Source organism: Pseudomonas shirazica, from assembly GCF_015168335.1.
Taxonomy (GTDB): domain Bacteria; phylum Pseudomonadota; class Gammaproteobacteria; order Pseudomonadales; family Pseudomonadaceae; genus Aquipseudomonas; species Aquipseudomonas asiatica.
In genome coordinates, this window is record NZ_CP063456.1 from 4,353,170 (window position 1) to 4,374,406 (window position 21,237).

The following is a 21,237-nucleotide window of genomic DNA, read 5'->3' on the forward strand; positions in this document are numbered from 1 at the left end:
ATCAGGCGGTGGCGTCGCTCGTCGTCCCGGTGGGATCAATCGACGGCGGACGTCTCAATCTTGTCCAGCTGGGCGGTTCGGCCTGCGACACGACGCAGGTCCTGGCGCTGGGCGACTTCCTGCACCTCACGGCGCATGACGAGGTCGGCCAGGCTTATACCGCTGAGGAATTCATGGATCTGCTGGCTGAGGTCGCACCACAGGTGGTGGGTCAGGCAGGTATCACCGGCATGGCAGTCCCCGAGGCCCTGACAACGGGTGGCATCGACCGATTCGTTGACCGCATCGATGACCTGGGCCACCTGGATGGTTTCCATGCCCCGCGACAGCTGGTAGCCACCGCCTGGACCACGCACGCTGGAGACCAGGCTGCTGCGGCGCAGCTTGGCGAACAGCTGTTCCAGATAAGAGAGGGAAATGCCCTGGCGCTCGGAAATGTCGGCCAAAGACACCGGCCCATGCTGCGCGTGCAACGCCAGGTCGAGCATGGCGGTCACGGCGTATCGGCCTTTGGTAGTCAGTCGCATGGCTATTGGGTACCACGGGAGTTACAGGATGTGAGCGAGTATGCGATTCCCGAGCATTTAAGTCAACTATTAGACCTAGTGCTTTAGTCGGGTTTGCATCGGGGAGGCGGGCGCGATTGTAGCAGACAGGGGGCGTGAGCACACGCCCCGTATGTCACCATGATTTCAGGGCGGCGCAATCAATGTGACTGAGTGTCGCGCTGAGCCACCTGGGCAACTTCCTTGAAGTCATCTTCCGGCAGGGCTGGCAGTTCCTTGGCGCAGTAATCACTGCCCATCTTGGTCAGGGCGCCGCACATGCCCTCCAGCCGTTCGTCGACTGCCTGCAGGTGGTCGAGCATCTGGCCGATGGCACGGGCCACCGGGTCGGGCATGTCGCCACTGACGCCGTAGGCATCGAAGCCAATCTTTTCAGCCATGGCCTTACGCTTGGCCTCGACCTCGTTGTCTTCGCTCTTGACGATGATTCGCCCGGGGATACCAACCGCCGTAGCCCCGGCCGGCACGGCTTTGGTCACCACCGCATTGGAACCGATCTTGGCCCCGGCGCCGACGGTGAACGGGCCCAGCACCTTGGCCCCCGCCCCTACCACCACACCGTTTTCCAGGGTGGGGTGTCGCTTGCCTTTGTTCCAGCTGGTGCCGCCCAGGGTCACGCCCTGATAAAGAGTGACATCATCGCCGATCTCGGCGGTTTCACCGATGACGATACCCATACCGTGGTCAATGAAGAAGCGCCGTCCGATGGTGGCGCCGGGATGGATCTCGATGCCGGTCAGCCAGCGGCCGAAGTTCGATACCAGGCGGGCCAGCCACTTGAAATCACGCTTCCACAGGGCATTGCCCAGGCGGTGCAGCCAGATGGCGTGCATGCCTGGGTAGCAGGTCAGCACCTCAAAGGCGTTGCGTGCAGCCGGGTCACGGTGGAATACGCTTTGAATATCTTCACGCAGGCGTTCGAACATCTGTCAGTCCTTCCGTTTATGCGGCTCGCCCCGGACCACTTTCTGGGTCTCGGTCAGGATGCCGCGCAAAATGCTCATTTCCGAACGTTCGACCGCCACCCGCCCATACAGCCGGCGCAGGCGCGGCATCAGGTGCTTGGGCTTTTCGGGGTCGAGAAAGCCGATACCGACCAGGGTCTTCTCCAGGTGGTCGTAGAACAGCTCCATTTCGTCCATCGTCGCCAGCTCGCTGGCGTCAACCTTCTCGACTTTGCCCGGCACTGCACCGGCGGCAAGCCAGGCCATGCGCACCTCGTAGGAGAGCACCTGGACAGCGGCGGCCAGGTTCAGCGAGCTGAAGTCGGGGTTGGAGGGAATGTGCACGTGGAAGTGACATCGCTGCAGTTCTTCGTTGGTCAGGCCGGCGTGTTCACGCCCGAACACCAGGGCGATTTCCTCGCCACCGTTGGCATGCTCCACCGCCTTGGCCCCGCACTCGCGCGGGCCGATCAACGGCCAGGGGATGCTCCGCTCGCGGGCGCTGGTGCCCATTACCAGGTTGCAGCCGACCAACGCCTGCTCGAGGCTGTCGACCACTTGGGCATTGTCCAGCACATCGTCGGCACCCGAGGCTCGGGCACTGGCATCCACGGCGGGGAACTCTTTCGGCTGTACCAGCACCAGACGCGACAAGCCCATGTTTTTCATGGCACGCGCAGCGCCGCCGATGTTGCCGGGGTGGCTGGTATTGACCAGAACAACACGAATATTTTGCAGCAAGGTGTTGTGCTCACAGATGCAGGAATCAGGGCCTTCGATCTTACAGAACCGACAGACGTAACGCCATGAAAGCAAATGTGACACTTCTGCCGCCAAAGTTTTCTGCTAGAATGTTCGGCTTTCTTCTTTAACATCTCCAGGTGACCCGCCCATGCAGCCTATGCTGAATATCGCCCTGCGCGCCGCTCGCAGCGCCAGTGAACTGATTTTCCGCTCCATCGAACGCCTGGATAGCATCAAGGTCGATGAGAAAGAGGCCAAGGACTACGTCTCCGAAGTCGATCGCGCCGCCGAGCAGAGCATCGTCAACGCCCTGCGCAAGGCCTACCCGAACCACTCCATCCAGGGCGAGGAAACCGGCCTGCACGCGGGTAGCGGCGAAGAAGGCAAGGATTACCTGTGGATCATCGACCCGCTGGACGGCACCACCAACTTCCTGCGCGGCATCCCCCACTTCGCGGTCAGCATCGCCTGCAAGTACCGTGGCCGCCTTGAGCACGCCGTGATCGTCGACCCGGTTCGCCAGGAAGAATTCACTGCCAGCCGCGGCCGTGGCGCCCAGCTCAATGGTCGCCGCCTGCGTGTCAGCTCGCGCACCAGCCTGGAAGGCGCGCTGCTGGGTACCGGCTTCCCGTTCCGTGACAGCCAGATGGCCGACCTGGACAACTACCTGGGCATGTTCCGCGCCCTGACTGGCCAGACCGCCGGTATCCGCCGCGCCGGCTCCGCCAGCCTCGACCTGGCCTACGTGGCCGCCGGCCGTTTCGACGCTTTCTGGGAGTCGGGCCTGTCCGAATGGGACATGGCGGCCGGCGTACTGCTGATCCAGGAAGCGGGCGGCCTGGTGAGCGACTTCAACGGCGGCCATGACTTCCTCGAGAAGGGCCATATCGTTGCGGGCAACATCAAATGCTTCAAGGCCGTGCTGACCGCTATCCAGCCGCACCTGCCAGAGAACATGAAGCGCTAAGCGCGGATTGCTGGCAAAAAAAGCACCCCTCGGGGTGCTTTTTTATGCCTGTAACCATATCCCAAGACTTTCGCGATCCCTGTAGGAGCGGCCTTGTGTCGCGAAAGGGGTGCGAAGCGCCCCCAGAATCCGCGACCTATCAGAGATTGTCGGGGCTGCTTCGCACCCCTTTCGCGACACAAGGCCGCTCCTACAAAGAGCAGACCGCGCCGGGCCTTACTGCCCGGCTTCGCTCAGGATCAGCTTGCCATTCTTGTCCAGTGGAATGGTCGAACCGGGCTCGTGATCCATCTTCACCTGCCCGACCTTGTCGCCGATGGTGTACTTCACGTTGTAGCCCACCACCTTCTCACTGATATCGTTGACCGTATTGCAGCGGGTTTGCGTGGTGGTGTAGGTGTCACGCTCCTGCATGCCCTCCTGCACCTTGTTACCGGCATAACCACCACCGACCGCACCGGCAACGGTGGCGATCTTCTTGCCGCTACCACCACCGATCTGGTTACCCAGCAGGCCACCGGCAATGGCGCCCACCACGGTACCGGCGATCTGGTGCTGGTCCTTGACCGGCGCCTGACGCGTCACGGCGACGTCCTTGCAGACCTCACGGGGGGTTTTTACCTGTTGTTTGATCGGTTGCACGTCGGTGACCTGTGCATATTCAGGCCCCTTGTTGACCAAGCTGTAGGTCGCGACAGCACCTCCGGCAGTCACACCGACAGCACCCAGTACCGCACCCACAAGCATTGATTTGTTCACACGAACCTCCTGATCATCACCCGCGGGTCCGACCCGCCTTCTCCCAGCCTTGGAGTAAAAAAAAAGGCGCGAGTTCAACACTCGCGCCTTTTTGGCCGCCAAACGGCGTGGAGCACGCCTTATGGACGGTCGTCCACACCATCGGTCTTGGCTGGCGGGATCAGGTCTTCACTGCTCAGGTTCAGCCAGATCAGTACCACGTTGGCGATATAGATCGACGAATAGGTACCGGCCATGACGCCGATGAACAGTGCCAGCGAGAAGCCGAACAGGTTGTCGCCACCGAAGAACAGCAGCGCGGCAATGGCCAGCAAGGTCGAAACCGAGGTGGCGATGGTCCGCAGCAGGGTCTGGGTGGTGGAAACGTTGATGTTCTCGATCAGCGAGGCCTTGCGCATGACGCGGAAGTTCTCGCGCACCCGGTCGAACACGACGATGGTGTCGTTCAGCGAGTAGCCGATGATCGCCAGCACCGCTGCCAGCACCGTCAGGTCGAAGGTGATCTGGAAGAACGACAGGATACCCAGGGTCACCACCACGTCGTGGATCAGCGAGACGATCGCGCCCACGGCGAACTTCCACTGGAAGCGGAAGGCCAGGTAGATGAGGATGCCGCCCAGGGCCAGAAGCATGCCCATGCCACCCTGGTCGCGCAGCTCTTCACCCACCTGCGGACCAACGAACTCGACACGCTTGACCTTGGCCGGGTTGTCGCCGCCAGCCTTCTGCAGGGCTTCAGCTACCTTGTTGCCCAACTGCGGGTCATCACCCGGCATGCGCACCAGCAGGTCGGTGGTGGCACCGAAGCTCTGCACTACCGCCTCGTGGAAGCCGGAATTGACCAGCTCGGCACGCACCGCCTTGAGGTCGGCCGGGCGCTCGTAGGTCAGCTCGATCAGCGTACCGCCGGTGAAGTCCAGGCCGAAGTTCAGGCCCTTCTGCCACCAGCTGAACAGTGCCAGCACGGTGAGGAGCACGGTAACGGCGAACGCGACATTGCGCACGCCCATGAAGTTGATGGTTTTCATCGCAGCTCCCTCAAACCCACAGCTTCTTGATGTCACGCCCGCCGCAGGTCAGGTTGACCATTGCACGGGTCACCATGACGGCGGTGAACATCGAGGTGAAAATCCCGAGGGACATGGTGACCGCAAAGCCCTTGACCGGGCCGGTACCCATGGCGAACAGGATGCCGCCGACCAGCAGGCTGGTCAGGTTGGCGTCGATGATCGCGGTGTAGGCGCGGTTGAAGCCTTCATGAATGGCGCGTTGCACCGACATGCCGGCGTTCAGCTCTTCGCGGATACGCGAGAAGATCAGCACGTTGGCGTCCACCGCCATACCCATGGTCAACACGATACCGGCAATACCCGGCAGGGTCAGGGTAGCACCCAACAGCGACATCAGCGCCAGCAGCAGGACCATGTTGCCTGCCAGGGCGATGGTGGCGATCACACCGAAGGCGCGGTAGATGGCGATGATGAACAGCGAGACGAACAACATGCCCCACAGCGACGCATCGATACCCTTGGTGATGTTGTCGGCACCCAGGCTTGGGCCGATGGTACGCTCTTCTGCAAAGTACATCGGCGCAGCCAGGCCACCGGCACGCAGCAGCAGGGCCAGTTCGGACGATTCGCCCTGGCCGTTCAGGCCGGTGATGCGGAACTGGCTGCCCAGCGGCGACTGGATGGTCGCCAGGCTGATGATCTTCTTCTCTTCCTGGAAGCTCTGTACGGCAACGTCCTTCTCGACGCCGTCGACGGTCTGCTTGACGTAGCGGGTGACCGGCTTCTGCTCGATGAAGATCACCGCCATGCTGCGGCCGACGTTGCTGCGGGTAGCGCGGGTCATCAGCTCGCCACCGTGGCCATCCAGGCGGATGTTCACCTGCGGGCGACCTTGTTCGTCGAAGCTGGCCTGGGCGTCGGTCACCTGGTCACCAGTGATGATCAGGCCGCGCTCGACCGCGGCGGAGCGGCCGCCTTCACGGAACTCGAACACCTCGGTAGTGGCCTTGGACGCACCCGGCTCGGCACCGAAGCGGAACTCCAGGTTGGCGGTTTTACCCAGGATACGCTTGGCTTCGGCAGTGTCCTGCACGCCTGGCAGCTCGACCACGATGCGGTTGGCGCCCTGGCGCTGTACCAGCGGCTCGGCCACACCCAGCTCGTTGACCCGGTTGCGGACGGTGGTGAGGTTCTGCTTGATCGAGTATTCGCGGATCTCGGCGACTTTCGCCTGGGTCAGCGCCAGACGCAGCACGGCGAGCTCGTTGCGCTCGGTGGTGGTCAGGTCGAAGTCATTGAAATTCTTGCGGATCAGGACACGAGCCTGTTCGCGGGTAGCATCGTCAGCAAAGCCCAGCATGATGCCGCCATCCTGTTGAGGCAGGCTGCGGTAGCGGACGCGCTCTTTGCGCAGCAAGGTCTTGACCTCGCCTTCGTAGACTTTCATGCGGGCGTTCATGGCCTTGTCCATGTCCACTTCCAGCAGGAAGTGCACACCACCGGACAGGTCCAGGCCCAGCTTCATCGGGCTTGCGCCCAGGTTGCGCAGCCATTGCGGGGTAGTCTGGGCCAGGTTCAGGGCCACGACGTAATCATCGCCCAGTGCCTTGCGCACTACATCCTTGGCTGGTAGCTGGTCTTCCTGATTGGTCAGGCGGATCAGCCCGCTGCCCTTCTCACCCAGGCTCACGCCCTTGACGGCGATCTTGGCATCGCCCAGCGCCTTGCTGACGCGGTCGAGGTCGGCCTGGTTCACCTGCAGCGCCGAACTGGCACCACTGATCTGTACCGCCGGATCATCCGGGTAGAGGTTGGGAGCGGAATAAATAAAACCGATCGCCAGTACCAGCACGATCAGTGCGTATTTCCACAGAGGGTATTTGTTCAGCATCACGCCGCCCGTTCAAGACGCGGGGCGCTTTGCGCGCCCCGACTGGAAAAATGAAACCGGTAACTCAGATAGCCTTGAGCGTACCTTTTGGCAGGGTGGCCGCGATGGCACCCTTCTGGAACTTCAGCTCGACGTTGTCGGAAACTTCCAGGACCACGAAATCATCGGAAACCTTGACGATCTTGCCAGCGATGCCGCCGTTGGTGACAACTTCGTCACCCTTCTGCAAGTTGCTCAGCAGGTTCTTCTGCTCTTTTGCACGCTTGGCCTGCGGGCGCCAGATCATCAGGTAGAAGATGACCAGGAAACCGACCAGGAAAATCCACTCGAAGCCGGTACCGGCTGGGCCGGCGGCAGGTGCAGCGGCGTCCGCGTAAGCGGCGGGGATCAAGAAGCTCATTGGGCACTCCTAATGTAATTTTCTAATAATGGATGCAGACAGTCAGTCCAAAGGCGGCACAGGAAGCCCGCGCTTGGCGTAGAAGGCGTCGACAAAGGCGGCCAATTTACCTTGTTGAATAGCCTCGCGTAAACCGGCCATCAAGCGCTGGTAATGGCGCAAGTTGTGGATGGTATTCAGCATGCTGCTCAGCATTTCGCCGCACTTGTCCAGGTGATGGAGATAGGCGCGGGAGAAGTTGGTGCAGGTGTAGCAGTCACAGGTCGGATCCAGCGGCGAATCATCGTGGCGATGGAACGCATTGCGAATCTTGATCACCCCTGTATCGACGAACAGATGACCGTTGCGCGCGTTACGCGTCGGCATCACGCAGTCGAACATGTCGACGCCGCGGCGCACACCCTCAACGAGATCTTCCGGTTTGCCTACCCCCATAAGGTAACGAGGTTTGTCAGCAGGCATCTGGCCCGGCAGGTAATCCAGCACCTTGATCATTTCGTGCTTGGGCTCGCCCACCGACAGACCGCCAATGGCCAGGCCGTCGAAGCCGATGTTTTCCAGGCCTTCCAGCGAGCGCATGCGCAGGTCCTGGTACATGCCACCCTGGACGATACCGAACAGCGCCGCGGTGTTGTCGGCGTGGGCGTTCTTCGAGCGCTGGGCCCAGCGCAGCGACAGCTCCATGGACGCGCGCGCCACATCGTGCTCGGCCGGGTACGGGGTGCACTCGTCGAAGATCATCACCACGTCCGAGCCCAGGTCACGCTGCACCTGCATCGACTCTTCCGGGCCCATGAACACCTTGGCGCCATCGACCGGCGAGGCGAAGGTCACGCCCTCTTCCTTGATCTTGCGCATGGCGCCCAGGCTGAACACCTGGAAGCCACCGGAGTCGGTTAGGATCGGGCCTTTCCACTGCATGAAGTCGTGCAGGCCGTTGTGCTTCTTGATCACCTCGGTGCCCGGGCGCAGCCACAGGTGGAAGGTGTTGCCCAGGATCATCTCGGCGCCGATGGCTTCGATGTCGCGCGGCAGCATGCCCTTGACCGTGCCATAGGTACCCACCGGCATGAACGCCGGCGTTTCCACGGTGCCACGTGGGAAGGTGATGCGGCCACGACGGGCCTTGCCGTCGGTGGCCAGCAGTTCGAAGGACATTCGACAGGTGCGACTCATGCTTGATCCTCGGGCCCGCGTGGCGCCGGATTGCGGGTGATGAACATGGCATCACCGTAACTGAAGAAGCGGTACCCCTGCTCGACCGCTGCCGCGTAGGCGGCCATGGTCTCGGGGTAGCCGGCGAAGGCCGAGACCAGCATCAGCAGCGTGGACTCCGGCAGGTGGAAATTGGTGACCAAGGCGTCGACCACATGGAACGGCCGGCCCGGGTAGATGAAGATGTCGGTATCGCCGCTGAAGGCCTTGAGCACGCCATCGCGCGCTGCGCTCTCCAGCGAACGCACGCTGGTGGTGCCGACTGCGATTACCCGGCCGCCACGGGCGCGGCAAGCCTCGATGGCATCGACCACCTCCTGGCTCACTTCAAGCCACTCTCTATGCATGTGGTGGTCTTCGATCTTGTCGACCCGCACCGGCTGGAAGGTGCCCGCGCCCACGTGCAAGGTGACGAAGGCACGCTCTACACCCTTGGCGGCAATCTTCTCCAGCAACGCCTCATCGAAGTGCAAGCCTGCGGTCGGTGCGGCGACTGCACCGGCTCGTTCGGCGTACACAGTCTGGTAGCGCTCACGGTCGGCGCCCTCGTCGGGGCGGTCGATGTACGGCGGCAGCGGCATGTGGCCGACACGGTCGAGCAGCGGCAGCACCTCTTCGGTGAAGCGCAGCTCGAACAGCGTGTCATGGCGTGCGACCATTTCGGCCTCGCCGCCGCCATCGATGAGGATGACCGCGCCTACCTTGGGCGCCTTGCTGGCGCGTACATGGGCCAGCACCCGATGGCTGTCGAGCACGCGCTCGACCAGCACTTCCAGCTTGCCGCCGGAAGCTTTCTGGCCGAACAACCGCGCCGGGATCACCCGGGTGTTGTTGAACACCATCAGGTCGCCGGGGCGCAGGTACTCGAGCAGATCGGGGAATTGCCGGTGCGCCAGCGCGCCGGTTGGCCCATCGAGCACCAGCAGACGGCTGCCATGGCGCTCGGCCAACGGGTGGCGGGCGATCAGGGAATCGGGGAGTTCGAAGGAAAAATCGGCGACGCGCATGATGATGTTCGGTTCGGCAGGGCCGGGAAGTTTAGCCCAATGTGTGAAAATTGACCATGAAAGCCGATTGACCGACCAGCGGTGGCTCTCTATACTGCGCGCCACAAGCCCTGATGGCGGAATTGGTAGACGCGGCGGATTCAAAATCCGTTTTCGAAAGGAGTGGGAGTTCGAGTCTCCCTCGGGGCACCAAGATCCGGAAAAAACCGACCTTATGGTCGGTTTTTTTTTGCCCGTCCGGTCAGCGCCAGCGATCCAGCTGCCCCTGGGCACGGCTGCTGAAAATCGTCAGCAGCTCGCTCAATGTATGCGGTGACGGTTCGGCAGTGCGGGTCACCGCATACAAGGTAATCGGCAGCGCCGGGGCCAGCGGCCTGATCGCGGTCGCCCCAGGCGCCGCGCCAAGTGCGGTGAAGGGATCGATCACCGCCAGCCCAGCACCGGATTCGACCATCGCCCTGGCCAGTGAATAGGTTTGCACCGCAATGCTCACCCGTGGCGGCGGCTCCACCGCCTTGAGGTAGCTTTCGAGGCGCACCGACAGCGGGTCGGCGCTGGACAGCCCGATCATGGGCGCACCGGCCAGTGCCGCCAACGGCAGCGGCTTGCCTTCATCTTCCAGCGGCCAATAACCTGCCGGTGCCAATGCCACCAAAACCCCGCTGGCCAGCGCCTGAGCCTTGAGCGCAGGGTGATCTGGCTGTTGCAAGGTCAGGGCGACATCGATCTCCCGCATCAAAAGGTTCTGCACCAGTTCGCGACTGTGGGCGCTGGACAACTCGCAGGCGATATCCGGATAACGCTGGGTCCATTCATGAATGGCCGGCGGCAGCAGCGACAGGGCCAGTGCCGGGGTCGCACCGATCCGCAGGCTGTGGCCTGGCGCGCGACGCAGGCTTTGCGCCAGGCGTCGCACTCCTTGCAGACTCTCCGTTACCTTGTCGACCTCACGCTCCAGCTCCAGCGCTTCGGGCGTGGGCTGCAGCTTGCCGCGCACCCGCAGGAACAACGGGAAGCCCAGTTGCTGCTCGGCGTGCTGCAGAACCTTGGTCACGGCAGGTTGGGAAACGTGCAGCAACTGTGCGGCACCGCTGACCGAGCCGGTCTGGCGGATGGCCTGGAAAATCTCGATATGGCGAAGGCGCATGGCAAGTCCATAACCTTTGTTTATGGCTCAGCGATCTTTATTCATTTTTCGCCACCTGTCACCTGGCCCTAACCTCAGCCTCGTTCCAACAAAGAACAAGGACTGACATGGCTCAGCATGTATGCATCATCGGCGGTGGCGTCATTGGGCTGTCAACCGCTTATGCACTGGTACGCGACGGCTTTGACGTGACGCTGATCGAGGCTCGCGATTCGTTGGGCAGTGAAACCAGCTTCGCCAACGGCGGCCAGCTGTCCTATCGGTACGTGGCGCCCCTGGCCGACGCAGGTGTGCCATTGCAGGCCCTTGGCTGGATGCTGCGCGGTGAATCGCCGCTGCGACTGCGCCCGCGCTTCGATCGTGCCCAATGGCGCTGGATGGCAGCATTCCTTGGTGCTTGCCGCTCCTCGGTCAACCGTGCCAACGCAGGCCACCTGTTGCGCCTAGCGCTGTTGAGCCAATCGACCTTGCAAACCTGGCGAGAAGAGGATGGCCTGGACGGTTTCAACTGGCGGCGCAACGGCAAGCTGGTCACCTTCCGCCAGGCCAGCAGCTTCGAACATGCGCGCAAGAACCTTGCCGCGCCCCAGCAACAACAGGTGCTGTCGCACGCCGACTGCACCCGTCTGGACCCGGCACTGGCAGAGGCGCCCTTTGTCGGCGCCATCTATACCCCGGATGAAGAAGTCGGCGACTGCCACAGCTTTTGCCAGCAACTGGCGGCGCACCTGCAGGCGTCGGGACGCTGCAAATTCCGCCTGGGCCAAGCGGTGTCCGCAATTCGCCATGCGCATGGCGTAGTGAATTCAATTGAACTGGACGACGAAGTGCTGCCGGTGGAGCAATTGGTCGTTGCAGCCGGCCATCGCAGTGCGTTGCTGGCACTGCCGGGCATCGACCTGCCGCTGTATCCACTCAAGGGCTATAGCCTGACATTACCGATCGGTGCACAGCACAAGGCGCCGGACCTGAGCATCACCGACTACGATCGCAAGATCGTCTACGCCCGGATTGGTGAACAGTTGCGGGTGGCGGCGATGGTCGACATTGTCGGTTTCGATCCGTCGCTGGACCCCAAGCGCCTGGCCCTGCTAAAACGCCAGGCCCGCGAAACCTTCGCCAATGCTGGTGACTACGACTACGCCATCGAATGGGCCGGCATGCGGCCGGCGACCCCCAGCGGCGTACCGCTGCTGGGCGCAACGGCGTACCGCAATCTGTGGCTGAACCTTGGCCATGGAGCGCTGGGCTTTACCCTGGCCTGCGCCAGCGCACGTCTGCTGAGTGAACTGATCGGCCAGCGCCGCCCCTCCATCGACCTGCAGGGTTTCACCGCCCGTGCGGCTGGTGGAAATAACCGTACTGCAGCATGTCTCTGATCCCCTCACCTACAACGGAGAATAACAATGCGAAAAATCACGTTGATCGGCTGCACCCTTGGCCTGTTGCTAGGCACCCAGGCCCATGCTGACGAAGCAGCGCTTGGGCCTACCCTGAGCAAGATTGCCAGAGCCAACAGCATTACCCTGGGATATCGCGATGCTTCGGTACCGTTCTCTTATGTGGGCGACCATTCGGGGCTACCCATGGGCTACTCGGTAGACCTGGCGAACAAGATCGTCGAGCGGGTACAGCAGAAGCTGGCATTGCCCCAGCTCAAGGTGAAATACAACCTGGTGACATCGCAAACCCGCATTCCGCTGGTGCAGAACGGTACCGTTGACCTGGAGTGCGGCTCGACCGGCGTCACCGCAGAGCGCCAGAAACAGGTGGCGTTTTCCTATGGGTTCATCTATGTCAAAGGCCAGTTGCTGACGGCCAAAGACAGCGGGATCAAGAGTTTCGCCGACCTGCGCGGCAAGAACGTGGTGACCACCGCCGGCACCACCAACGAACGCTATCTGAAAAGCTACAACGTCGATAACAAGATGGACATGTACGTGATCAGCGCCAAGGACCATGGTGAGGCCTTCCAGATGTTGCAGTCCGGTCGGGCGGCGGCGTTCTACATGGACGATGCGCTGCTTTACGGCGAACGCGCCAAGGCCCGCGACCCGCACAATTGGGTGGTGGTCGGGGAAGAGCAGTCACGGGAAATCTACAGCTGCATGGTGCGCAAGGATGACCCACAGTTTCTCGCGCTGGTGAACGCGGCGCTGGGCGAGCTGTACAGTTCCGGGGAAATCAACGGGATCTACCAGCGCTGGTTCGAACAACCGATTCCGCCCAAAGGCTTGAACCTGGAATTCCCGATGACCAGCGAACTCAAGGCCATCTTTGCCAAGCCGGTGAGTGACCCGGTGGAGTAGCATCCAGACGACCAGCCCCTCTGGCTCACGGCCTCGCCGAGTACTGGAGGCAATGGCCTCGGCCGCTCCGGCCGCGCCCCGTTGCCAGCGCAGGAATGACCTGCCATGAAGCTGACCAACCGCCCCGTTCAGCCCTCCGAAATCCCTGTTCTGCTAGCGGGGAACTACATGGGGCTGAACGAGGAGGTCGACACCCAAGGCACGAATGACTTTCAGCACAGTGTCAAAGCGTGGTTTTGCGCCTGGACTGAGTGCCTTGTACAGACTTTCCCTTCCCAACCCACTCTCGGTGGCGATCTGCGTCATTCCCCGTGCGCGAGCGATATGGCCAAGTGCCCGAATTATTTCCTCGGTATCGCCATCTGCGAGGACCTGACTAAGGTACTCAGTGATGGCCTCATCACTACTCAACAAGGCCGCCATATCAAACGGGATCAACTTTTCGCTCATTTCACACCCATTCAAGTGTTGAAGCGGCCCACTCTGTCGCCTTACCCCTTATATGGGAACTCAGGCATTTCCCATAGCGGGGTCAGACTTTTCTCTTCACGGTCATAAAAAACCTGCAACATTCAACACCCGAACCTTCGCCGCGCCTCGACGTCCGATCCTGCATCACCCGCGTTTCGAGGTACCCCCGCGTGAAAGACATCATCACCCGCAAGTACCGCCTGGTCGTGAAGACCGTCGGCTACATCGGCTGGTCGCTGTTCTGGCTGCTGATCTGGGATGTGCTGGTCACCATCGATTTCATGCTGTTCTTCAACAGCAAGTTCACCCTGCCGCTGATCCCGTTGACCTTGCTGGGCTCGGCGCTGGTGGTGCTGGTGAGCTTTCGCAACAGCAGCGCCTACAGCCGCTGGTGGGAGGCGCGCACATTGTGGGGGGCGTTGGTGAACAGTTCGCGCAGCTTCGCGCGGCAGGTGCTGACCCTGATCGATGACCCGGATGATGGCCTGAACCCGATCAAGGCTACCCTGCTGCGCCGGCATATCGCCTATGTGAACTGCCTGGCGGCACACTTGAAGGGCGAGCGCTGCCCGGATGAACTGATGGCGTTCATCCCGCCTGCGGAATTCGAGCGGCGCAACCGTTCGAACAATTTCGCCAACGACATTCTGAGTGGTTCGGCGGCGTTGCTGGCGCGGGAATACCAGGCCGGGCGGCTGGACAGCATTCGCCTGGCAAGGCTGGAGTCAACGCTGGTGGACCTGTCCAACGCCCAAGGTGGCATGGAACGGATCGCCAATACGCCGCTGCCCTACCCTTACGTGTACTTTCCTCGGCTGTTCATCACCCTGTTCTGCCTGATCGTACCGGTGGGGCTGGTGGAATCGCTGGGCTGGTTCACGCCGCTGGCTTCGACGGTGGTGGGCTTCATGCTGCTGGCCATCGAGCGGATCGGGACGGATTTGCAGAGCCCGTTCAGACTCAGTGAACACCAGATCCAGATGGACAGCATTTGCGAGACGATTGAGCGGAACCTGGAGTCGATGCAGCGGGAGGCGCAGTGTGCCGGAGTTGTGGGTGCCTGAGGGATTTTGGGGCTGCGTTGCAGCCCATCGCGACACAAGGCCGCTCCTACAAGGGGCCGCGCAAGCATCAAAGGCGGCACTTTGCCTGTAGGAGCGGCCTTGTGTCGCGATAGGGCCGCAACGCGGCCCCGGCTATCTGTCAGGCCCGCACATAGCGCTGGCGCAACACATCACTCAACGCGTCCACCAGCAACACCAGCACCAGCATCCCCATGATCACCGTGCTGGCCTGGGCCTCCTGGAACAGGCTCAAGGTGGTGTACAGCATCTGCCCCAACCCACCCGCACCGACAAACCCCAGAACGCTGGCCATGCGGATATTGTTCTCCCACCGATACAGGCTATAAGCCAGCAACTGCGGCCACAGATTGGGCAAGGTGCCAAAGCAGAATGCCGCCACCTGGCTACCGCCCTGCAAGCGGATGGCCGCCGCCGGCTCCGGCGGTGCGTTCTCCAGCGCCTCGGCAAACAGCCGCCCCAGCACGCCAGCGGTGTGCAGCGCCAACGCCAGGGTACCGGCATTCGGCCCAAGCCCGGCAGCCAGCACCGTCAGCGCGGCCCACACCAGTTCCGGGATGGCCCGCAGGGCATTCAGCAACAACCGCGCACAGGCCTGCAGTGGCCAACCGAACCGGCCAGCGGCCGGCAGCGCCAACAGCATGCCCAGCAGCATGGCCAACAAGGTGCCCAGGCCGGACATGGCCAAGGTTTCCAGCGCCCCATGCGCTACCGCGCGCAGGTGCCCGGCAGACAGGTCCGGGTGCAGAAAACGCCCGGCATACTCGCCCATCTGCCCCAGCCCGCCGTTGCCGACCAGCGCCTGCAAGTCCAGCTCCAGGTATGCGAACGAGGCCATCACTGCAGCCACGATGGCGCCGAGCACCAGCCAGTTGATGACCCGGTTCATGCAAGCCTCCAGCGCAGGAAGCGGCTGAGCAGGTCGGCCAGCATCACCAGGACCAGGAAGGTCAGCAGCATGCTTGCCACCTCCGCTCCCGCGAACATTCGCATCGACAGGTCGATCTGCTGCCCCAGCCCGCCAGCACCGACAAAGCCCATCACCACCGAGGCGCGCACCGCGCACTCCCAGCGGTACACGGTGTAGGACACCACTTCGGAGACCGCACTGGGCAGGATGCCGTAGAAAAACGCAGCCAGGCGGCCACTACCCGCCTGCAGCAAGGCATGCGCCGGGCGCTGGTCGACCGATTCGAAGATCTCGGCATAGACCTTGCCGAGCATACCGCTGTAGGTAATGGCGATAGCCAGCACGCCCGCCGTCGGCCCCAGCCCCACGGCCCGCACGAACAGCAACGCCCAGACGATTTCCGGCACACTGCGCAGGAAAATCAGCAACCAGCGCACTGGCAGGCGTAGCAGACGCGACCACAACCCGGCGCGACCGCCATGTGAGGCGGCACGCAGCGACAAGGCACGGCTGGCCAGCAACCCGGCAGGGACCGCCAGCAGCAACGCCAACGCCATGCCGGCCGTGGCCACGGCCAGGGTCTGCAAGGTGGCCTCATAAAGCAGGGAAAGGAAGTCGGCATCGTGTGCTGGTGGCCAGAAGGCACTGGTGAAACTGGCGATCTGCTGGCGATTCTCCGCTTGCAGCAGGACCGCCGGGTTCAATTCGCTCAGCTGCACGCCAGGCCACAGCACCGCCACAGCCAGCAGGGTCAGCAGCAACCGCGGCCACAGCGCCGGGTCGCGGGCATCAAGTTTCAGCATCGCGGTATCTGCACGGTCAGGGTCGGCCCCTGGCTCGGTGGTGAAGCCAGTTGTTCATTCGCATACAACGCATCCAGCAACTGCTCGGTCACCGCTTGCGCCGGGCAGTCGAACACCACCTGCCCTTCGCGGATACCAACCACCCGCGGGAAGTGCGCCAGCGCCAGGTCCACGGCATGCAGGCTCGCCACCAGAGTGACGCCATTGGCCTGTGCGTGGCGGTTGAGCAAGGCCAGACTGTGGTCAGCCAGCACCGGGTCCATGGCCGACACCGGCTCGTCGGTCAACAACACCTGCGGCCGCTGGTACAGCGCCCGGGCAATGCCCACACGCTGCAACTGGCCACCGGACAATTGCCCGCACTGTACGAAGAGTTTGTCGGCCAACCCCAGCTCGGCCAGTGCCTGGCGCGCCCCCGGCACATCGCAGGGGTACAGCAGGTTGAACAGGCCACGCAGCATGCCCCACTGCCCCAGGCGGCCGGCCAGCACTGCCGTCACCACCCGCTGGCGCGGCGGCAAGGGCGGTGCCTGATGCACCAGGCCTACCCGCGCACGCAGGCGCTGGCGGGCTCTGGAGGACAACGCCCATGGCTGCTCGCCGAGCAGTTCCAGGCGCCCGCTGCTGGGCTGGACGGCGGTCGCCATCAGGTGCAGCAAGCTGGACTTGCCCGCCCCCGACGGGCCTATGATGGCGACGCGCTCGCCCTGGCCGATGCTCAGGCTCACGGCATCGAGCGCACGCACCTGGCCATGGCGCAGCCCGGCCTCGTGCAGATGGATCGCCACATTGGAAGCCACTGTCGATATCACTTGAGCAGGCCGGCCTCGCGCGCAGCCTGCTCGGTGCCCACGTAGTTCTCAGGTCTGGTCTCGATGAAGCGGCTGGCCGCCTGCAGGTCGAGGATCGCCTTGTGCTCCGGGTTGGCCGGGTCGAGGCCGAGGAAGGCTTTCTTGATCTTCTCTTTCAGCGCCGGGTCCATGTTGCCGCGCACGGTCCAGTTGTAGTCGAAGTAGGTCGGGGTGGTGGCGAACACCTTCACCTTGGCGGTATCGACCTTGCCGGCATCCACCAGCTTCTGCCAAACGCTGGCATTGAGCACGCCGCCATCGACCTTGCCGGCCTGCACCCAGGCCACGGTGGCATCGTGGGCGCCGGAGTAGGCAACGCGACCGAAGTAGTCTTCAGGCTTGATGTTGTCCTGCTTGAGCATGAAGTAACGCGGCATCAGGCTGCCCGAAGTGGAGGAAATGGAACCGAAGGCAAACGACTTGCCCTTGAGGTCGGCCAGGCTCTTCACATCAGGGTTGGCGGTGATGAATTTGGAAGTGAACTGCGCATCCTGTTCACGCTGCACCAGCGGCGTGGCGGCAGGGTCCTTCAAGTGCACCTGTACGAAGGTGAAGCCCCCCAGCCAGGCCAGGTCCAGGCGGCCGGAGGCCAGCGATTCGACTACCGCGGGGTAATCGGCCACAGGCACGAACTTCACCTCCATGCCCAACTGCTTGGCCAGGTACTCGCCCAACGGTTTGAACTTGCGCTGCAGTTCGGTCGGTGCTTCGTCAGGGATGGCGCTGACCCGCAGAGTGTCGGCGGCCTGGGCGACAACGGCACAGCAAGACAGCACAAGGCCGGCGGCGAGCGCCAGAGGGCGTTTGAGCATGAGGTGTTCTCCGGTTCAATAGCGGGGAAATGTCGGCCTATAGGCCGACGACGGGAATTATAAGAGGCGCAGGCGCAAAGGCCAGCTTTGCTACAATCGCGCATCAAATTGACCTCCTGAGGTGCACATGAGCGAGCCGATTCGCCTGACCCAGTACAGCCATGGTGCCGGCTGTGGCTGCAAGATATCCCCCAAGGTGCTGGATGTGATCCTCGCAGAAAGCGGCACCCAGGCTCTGGACCCGAAACTTTGGGTAGGCAACACCTCGCGCGACGACGCTGCCGTGTACGCGCTGGATGACGAGCGCGGCGTGGTCTCGACCACCGACTTCTTCATGCCGATCGTCGATGACCCGTACGACTTCGGCCGTATCGCCGCCACCAACGCCATCAGCGACATCTACGCCATGGGCGGCGACCCGCTGATGGCCATTGCCATTCTCGGCTGGCCGGTCAACGTGCTGCCACCGGAAGTGGCCCGCGAAGTGATCCGCGGCGGCCGTGCGGTATGCGCCGAAGCCGGTATCCCGCTGGCCGGCGGCCACTCCATCGACGCCCCCGAGCCGATCTTCGGCCTGGCCGTCACCGGCGTGGTCAGCAAGCGTCACCTCAAGCGCAACGACACCGCCAGCGCAGGCTGCCGCTTGTACCTGACCAAGCCACTGGGTATCGGCATCCTCACCACCGCCGAGAAAAAGGCCAAGCTGCGCCCCCAGGACCAGGGCCTTGCCCGCGACTGGATGTGCACCCTCAACACGCCAGGCAGCCGCTTCGGCAAGCTTGACGGGGTCAAGGCCATGACCGACGTCACCGGTTTCGGCCTGCTCGGCCACCTGGTGGAACTGGCCGAGGGCAGTGGCCTTACCGCTCATTTGGACTATGCCGCCGTCCCGCGCCTGCCCAGCGTCGACCACTACCTGGCCGAGGGCTGCATCCCCGGCGGCACCCTGCGCAACTTCGACAGCTATGGCCACAAGATCGGCGCCCTGAGCGACGACCAGAAGCATCTGCTGTGCGACCCGCAGACCAGTGGCGGCTTGCTGGTGGCGGTTATCCCGGAGGGTGAAGCCGAGTTCCTGGCGGTGGCCGCCGAACTGGGCCTGCAACTGGCGCCAATCGGCAAGCTGGTCGAGCGACAGAGCCACGCGGTCGAGGTGATCTGATGCGCCCCGACTGCACCGACTTTCGCCAGTTGTTCCTCGACGATGTGCCGATGATGGACATGCGTGCACCTGTCGAGTTTGCCAAGGGCGCCTTCCCCTGCGCCGTCAACCTGCCGCTGATGAATGACCAGGAGCGGCAAAAGGTCGGCACCTGCTACAAGCAGAAAGGCCAGGCTGAAGCCATCGTTCTGGGCCACAAGCTGGTCAGCGGCGAGATCAAGCAGGCACGTCTGGAGGCCTGGGCAAAGTTCGCCGAGGATCACCCGGAAGGCTACCTGTACTGCTTCCGTGGCGGCCTGCGCTCCCATCTTGTGCAGAAAGTGCTGCGCGATGAGAAGGGCATCCACTACCCCCTCGTCGAGGGCGGCTACAAGGCTATGCGCCACTTCCTGCTGGAGACTACCCAACAGGCGGTCGCGCAATGTGATTTCGTGCTCGTGGGCGGCCTGACCGGCACCGGCAAGACGGATGTGCTGCACCTGCTGGACAACGCGCTGGACCTGGAGGGCTACGCCAACCATCGCGGTTCCAGCTTTGGCAAGCGCGCCACTGCTCAGCCAGCGCAGATCGACTTCGAGAACAGGCTGGCCATAGACGTGTTGAAAAAACGCGCCCGGGGCATCGAGCAGTTCGTGCTGGAAGACGAAGGCCGAATCGTGGGCAGCTGCACCGTACCGCTGGAGTTGTACCAGGGCATGCAGCAATACCCGCTGGTGTGGCTGGAAGACAGTTTGGCCAACCGCGTGGAGCGTATCCTGCGCGACTACGTGATCGACCTGAGCGCCGAGTTCGTCAGCCTGCATGGTGAAGAAGATGGCCGGCGGCTATTTGCCGAGACACTTCTGCAGAGCATGGGCAGGATTCAAAAGCGCCTCGGCGGCGAGCGCCATCAGCGGCTGTCGGAAATCCTGCGCCAGGCGCTGGACGAGCAGCAGCGCAGTGGTTCGGTGGAGTTGCACCGGGTCTTCATCGAAAGCTTGCTGAGCGAGTATTACGACCCGATGTATGCCTACCAGCGTGCAGCGAAAGCAGAGCGTATCGAGTTTGCCGGGGATGCGGTGGAAGTGCGCGAGTATCTCAAGGCCCGGGCGCTGCGCGAACCGCGCAAGTAAAAACGGGGCCGCTTCGCGCCCCATCGCCGGCAAGCCAGCTCCCACAGGTATTGCACTGCCTGACAGGGTATGCGCTCCCTGTGGGAGCTGGCTTGCCGGCGATAGGGCCAGTACTGGCAGCCTCACTGCCCAGGGCTGAGCACGCGCTCCAGCTCCGCCGCCCGGTCGCGGGTCATGTCCATCACACAGGACCCACCTTCCAGCTGTGCCATGGTCCCGCCACTGGCCTGCACATGGAACCCGCAATTGCCATCGCGGTAGGCAAGCCACTTGCGCTGCACATCACGCAGGCTCTTCTGCTGCCCGGCATCCAGCTTGCCCATCAATTGCTTGTACACCCGGTTCAAACGCTGGTCCTGCAACTGCGTCTCGGCCCGAATGCACTCGCTCATGGCAACGGTACTGGACGCCTTGTCCATGCACTGCCCGTATCCCGGCGTGTAGTCATCCGCCTGGGCCAGCGGCAGCACACAGGCCACTGCCAGGCCCGTCAGGTAATGCTTGGTCATCAACCCCTCCTTGTGGGTATCACAGCGTCTGTGGCTGTTCCGGCGGCATCAGCACCTTGCCCGGCTCGAAGCGCAGCGATGGCATCTGCGTGGCCGCATACAACGCCACGCCAAGCGCCGCGATCAACACCACATCCAGCCAGCTCCAGCCCGGCATGTCGTCGGCGCTGCGTGCCCTCCAGCAATGCCAGGCCTGGCCCATGCAAAACACCACCATTGCCGCCAGCCACAGGTAGAAACCGGCACCAAAACCGGTCAGGTCATGGAACTCATAGCTCTGATTGTCCGGCAGGCGGTCAATTCCAAAGCTGCTGGCCGCCAGATACACAGCCACCAGCCCGACCAGCAATGCCAGCCGGCGAAAGCGTCGATGGGCAAGGACCGCCAGGGCCAGCAGCGGGTTGGCAAACCACTGGTACAACCCGAAGGGCATACCCCAAGGCCCGTACAACAGCATCTGCAGGGCCGGCATGTGGCGGTCACCACTCATCAGCGCGCCGTCGAAGAACAGTGCGAGCAGGTAAAGCAGCAGGCTGGCGCTCAGGTAGAAAACTGGCAAGAGATTT

Annotated in this window: 23 protein-coding genes and 1 tRNA gene; 7 read left to right on the top strand and 17 right to left on the bottom strand. The window is 62.8% G+C overall.

The features are described 5' to 3' along the window. Positions 1 to 35: 35 nt before the first annotated feature. The 3 genes from iscR to trmJ all read right to left on the bottom strand — a co-directional run bounded on the left by iscR (position 36) and on the right by trmJ (position 2,251). Positions 36 to 527: a Fe-S cluster assembly transcriptional regulator IscR gene (gene iscR, locus IMX18_RS20070; protein WP_008092572.1), complete on the bottom strand. Its 492-nt coding sequence runs from the start codon at positions 525 to 527 to the stop codon at positions 36 to 38. Positions 528 to 706: 179 nt separating this feature from the next. After that, positions 707 to 1,492 (bottom strand): serine O-acetyltransferase, encoded by a 786-nt coding sequence (gene cysE / locus IMX18_RS20075; RefSeq protein ID WP_013971015.1) that lies wholly within the window; start codon positions 1,490 to 1,492, stop codon positions 707 to 709. A gap of 3 nt (positions 1,493 to 1,495) precedes the next feature. Then, complete coding sequence (gene trmJ / locus IMX18_RS20080; protein ID WP_015269011.1) at positions 1,496 to 2,251, bottom strand: tRNA (cytosine(32)/uridine(32)-2'-O)-methyltransferase TrmJ; 756 nt, start codon at positions 2,249 to 2,251, stop codon at positions 1,496 to 1,498. 151 nt (positions 2,252 to 2,402) lie between these two features. Between trmJ and suhB the strand changes: the two genes are divergently transcribed. Next, positions 2,403 to 3,221, top strand: a complete 819-nt coding sequence (suhB, locus tag IMX18_RS20085; RefSeq protein WP_003257850.1) for a type III secretion system regulator SuhB — start codon at positions 2,403 to 2,405, stop codon at positions 3,219 to 3,221. Positions 3,222 to 3,437: 216 nt separating this feature from the next. Here suhB and IMX18_RS20090 read toward each other — a convergent pair whose 3' ends face one another. From IMX18_RS20090 to queA, 6 genes are all read right to left on the bottom strand, one after another. Beyond that, entirely contained in the window at positions 3,438 to 3,980 is a 543-nt protein-coding gene (locus tag IMX18_RS20090; RefSeq protein ID WP_013971012.1) for a glycine zipper 2TM domain-containing protein, read from the bottom strand. A gap of 119 nt (positions 3,981 to 4,099) precedes the next feature. Beyond that, complete coding sequence (gene secF, locus IMX18_RS20095) at positions 4,100 to 5,008, bottom strand: protein translocase subunit SecF (protein ID WP_013971011.1); 909 nt, start codon at positions 5,006 to 5,008, stop codon at positions 4,100 to 4,102. A gap of 10 nt (positions 5,009 to 5,018) precedes the next feature. Next, complete coding sequence (gene secD, locus IMX18_RS20100; protein ID WP_015269010.1) at positions 5,019 to 6,881, bottom strand: protein translocase subunit SecD; 1,863 nt, start codon at positions 6,879 to 6,881, stop codon at positions 5,019 to 5,021. 64 nt (positions 6,882 to 6,945) lie between these two features. Next, positions 6,946 to 7,281 (bottom strand): preprotein translocase subunit YajC, encoded by a 336-nt coding sequence (yajC, locus tag IMX18_RS20105; RefSeq protein ID WP_003259111.1) that lies wholly within the window; start codon positions 7,279 to 7,281, stop codon positions 6,946 to 6,948. 42 nt (positions 7,282 to 7,323) lie between these two features. Then, a complete protein-coding gene (tgt, locus tag IMX18_RS20110; protein WP_013971009.1) occupies positions 7,324 to 8,439 on the bottom strand; it encodes a tRNA guanosine(34) transglycosylase Tgt in 1,116 nt (371 codons plus the stop codon). Between the two features lie 14 nt (positions 8,440 to 8,453). Then, positions 8,454 to 9,503: a tRNA preQ1(34) S-adenosylmethionine ribosyltransferase-isomerase QueA gene (gene queA / locus IMX18_RS20115; protein ID WP_217190025.1), complete on the bottom strand. Its 1,050-nt coding sequence runs from the start codon at positions 9,501 to 9,503 to the stop codon at positions 8,454 to 8,456. A 107-nt stretch (positions 9,504 to 9,610) separates the two neighbouring features. On the opposite strand from queA, the gene IMX18_RS20120 reads away from it, so the two are divergent. Next, a tRNA-Leu gene (locus tag IMX18_RS20120) sits at positions 9,611 to 9,695 on the top strand. 49 nt (positions 9,696 to 9,744) lie between these two features. Here the strand turns inward: IMX18_RS20120 and IMX18_RS20125 are convergent. Next, a complete protein-coding gene (locus IMX18_RS20125) occupies positions 9,745 to 10,650 on the bottom strand; it encodes a LysR family transcriptional regulator (RefSeq protein WP_013971007.1) in 906 nt (301 codons plus the stop codon). A gap of 107 nt (positions 10,651 to 10,757) precedes the next feature. Here IMX18_RS20125 and IMX18_RS20130 point away from each other — a divergent pair, with 107 nt between their 5' ends. Then, positions 10,758 to 12,029: a D-amino acid dehydrogenase gene (locus tag IMX18_RS20130; RefSeq protein WP_217190024.1), complete on the top strand. Its 1,272-nt coding sequence runs from the start codon at positions 10,758 to 10,760 to the stop codon at positions 12,027 to 12,029. Positions 12,030 to 12,056: 27 nt separating this feature from the next. Further along, entirely contained in the window at positions 12,057 to 12,959 is a 903-nt protein-coding gene (locus tag IMX18_RS20135; RefSeq protein ID WP_054573177.1) for a transporter substrate-binding domain-containing protein, read from the top strand. Between the two features lie 153 nt (positions 12,960 to 13,112). On the opposite strand, the gene IMX18_RS20140 is transcribed toward IMX18_RS20135, so the two are convergent. Beyond that, positions 13,113 to 13,409 carry an addiction module antidote protein gene (locus tag IMX18_RS20140; RefSeq protein ID WP_039613839.1) on the bottom strand — a complete coding sequence of 99 codons (297 nt, stop codon included), beginning with the start codon at positions 13,407 to 13,409 and terminating at the stop codon, positions 13,113 to 13,115. A gap of 191 nt (positions 13,410 to 13,600) precedes the next feature. Between IMX18_RS20140 and IMX18_RS20145 the strand changes: the two genes are divergently transcribed. Further along, positions 13,601 to 14,494 (top strand): bestrophin family protein, encoded by an 894-nt coding sequence (locus tag IMX18_RS20145; protein WP_100413260.1) that lies wholly within the window; start codon positions 13,601 to 13,603, stop codon positions 14,492 to 14,494. A 139-nt stretch (positions 14,495 to 14,633) separates the two neighbouring features. Here IMX18_RS20145 and phnE read toward each other — a convergent pair whose 3' ends face one another. Genes phnE through IMX18_RS20165 form a run of 4 tightly spaced genes read right to left on the bottom strand, consistent with a single transcriptional unit; the run spans position 14,634 to position 17,888 of the window. Next, positions 14,634 to 15,401: a phosphonate ABC transporter, permease protein PhnE gene (gene phnE / locus IMX18_RS20150; RefSeq protein ID WP_015269003.1), complete on the bottom strand. Its 768-nt coding sequence runs from the start codon at positions 15,399 to 15,401 to the stop codon at positions 14,634 to 14,636. Then, the gene (locus tag IMX18_RS20155) at positions 15,398 to 16,225 is read right to left on the bottom strand and encodes a PhnE/PtxC family ABC transporter permease (protein WP_015269002.1); all 828 of its coding nucleotides are present in this window, start codon (positions 16,223 to 16,225) and stop codon (positions 15,398 to 15,400) included. The genes phnE and IMX18_RS20155 overlap by 4 nt, the downstream gene beginning before the upstream one ends. Continuing rightward, positions 16,219 to 17,013: a phosphonate ABC transporter ATP-binding protein gene (locus IMX18_RS20160; protein ID WP_100413274.1), complete on the bottom strand. Its 795-nt coding sequence runs from the start codon at positions 17,011 to 17,013 to the stop codon at positions 16,219 to 16,221. Before IMX18_RS20160 ends, IMX18_RS20155 begins: the two co-directional genes overlap by 7 nt. A gap of 20 nt (positions 17,014 to 17,033) precedes the next feature. Continuing rightward, positions 17,034 to 17,888: a putative selenate ABC transporter substrate-binding protein gene (locus IMX18_RS20165; RefSeq protein WP_015269000.1), complete on the bottom strand. Its 855-nt coding sequence runs from the start codon at positions 17,886 to 17,888 to the stop codon at positions 17,034 to 17,036. A 127-nt stretch (positions 17,889 to 18,015) separates the two neighbouring features. On the opposite strand from IMX18_RS20165, the gene selD reads away from it, so the two are divergent. Both selD and mnmH read left to right on the top strand, forming a co-directional pair. After that, entirely contained in the window at positions 18,016 to 19,050 is a 1,035-nt protein-coding gene (gene selD / locus IMX18_RS20170; protein ID WP_015268999.1) for a selenide, water dikinase SelD, read from the top strand. Next, complete coding sequence (gene mnmH, locus IMX18_RS20175) at positions 19,050 to 20,162, top strand: tRNA 2-selenouridine(34) synthase MnmH (RefSeq protein WP_217190023.1); 1,113 nt, start codon at positions 19,050 to 19,052, stop codon at positions 20,160 to 20,162. Before selD ends, mnmH begins: the two co-directional genes overlap by 1 nt. A gap of 122 nt (positions 20,163 to 20,284) precedes the next feature. Here the strand turns inward: mnmH and IMX18_RS20180 are convergent, their stop codons facing one another. Next, the gene (locus IMX18_RS20180; RefSeq protein ID WP_100413257.1) at positions 20,285 to 20,671 is read right to left on the bottom strand and encodes a lysozyme inhibitor LprI family protein; all 387 of its coding nucleotides are present in this window, start codon (positions 20,669 to 20,671) and stop codon (positions 20,285 to 20,287) included. A gap of 19 nt (positions 20,672 to 20,690) precedes the next feature. After that, positions 20,691 to 21,230 carry a hypothetical protein gene (locus IMX18_RS20185; protein WP_015268996.1) on the bottom strand — a complete coding sequence of 180 codons (540 nt, stop codon included), beginning with the start codon at positions 21,228 to 21,230 and terminating at the stop codon, positions 20,691 to 20,693. Between the last annotated feature and the right edge of the window lie 7 nt (positions 21,231 to 21,237).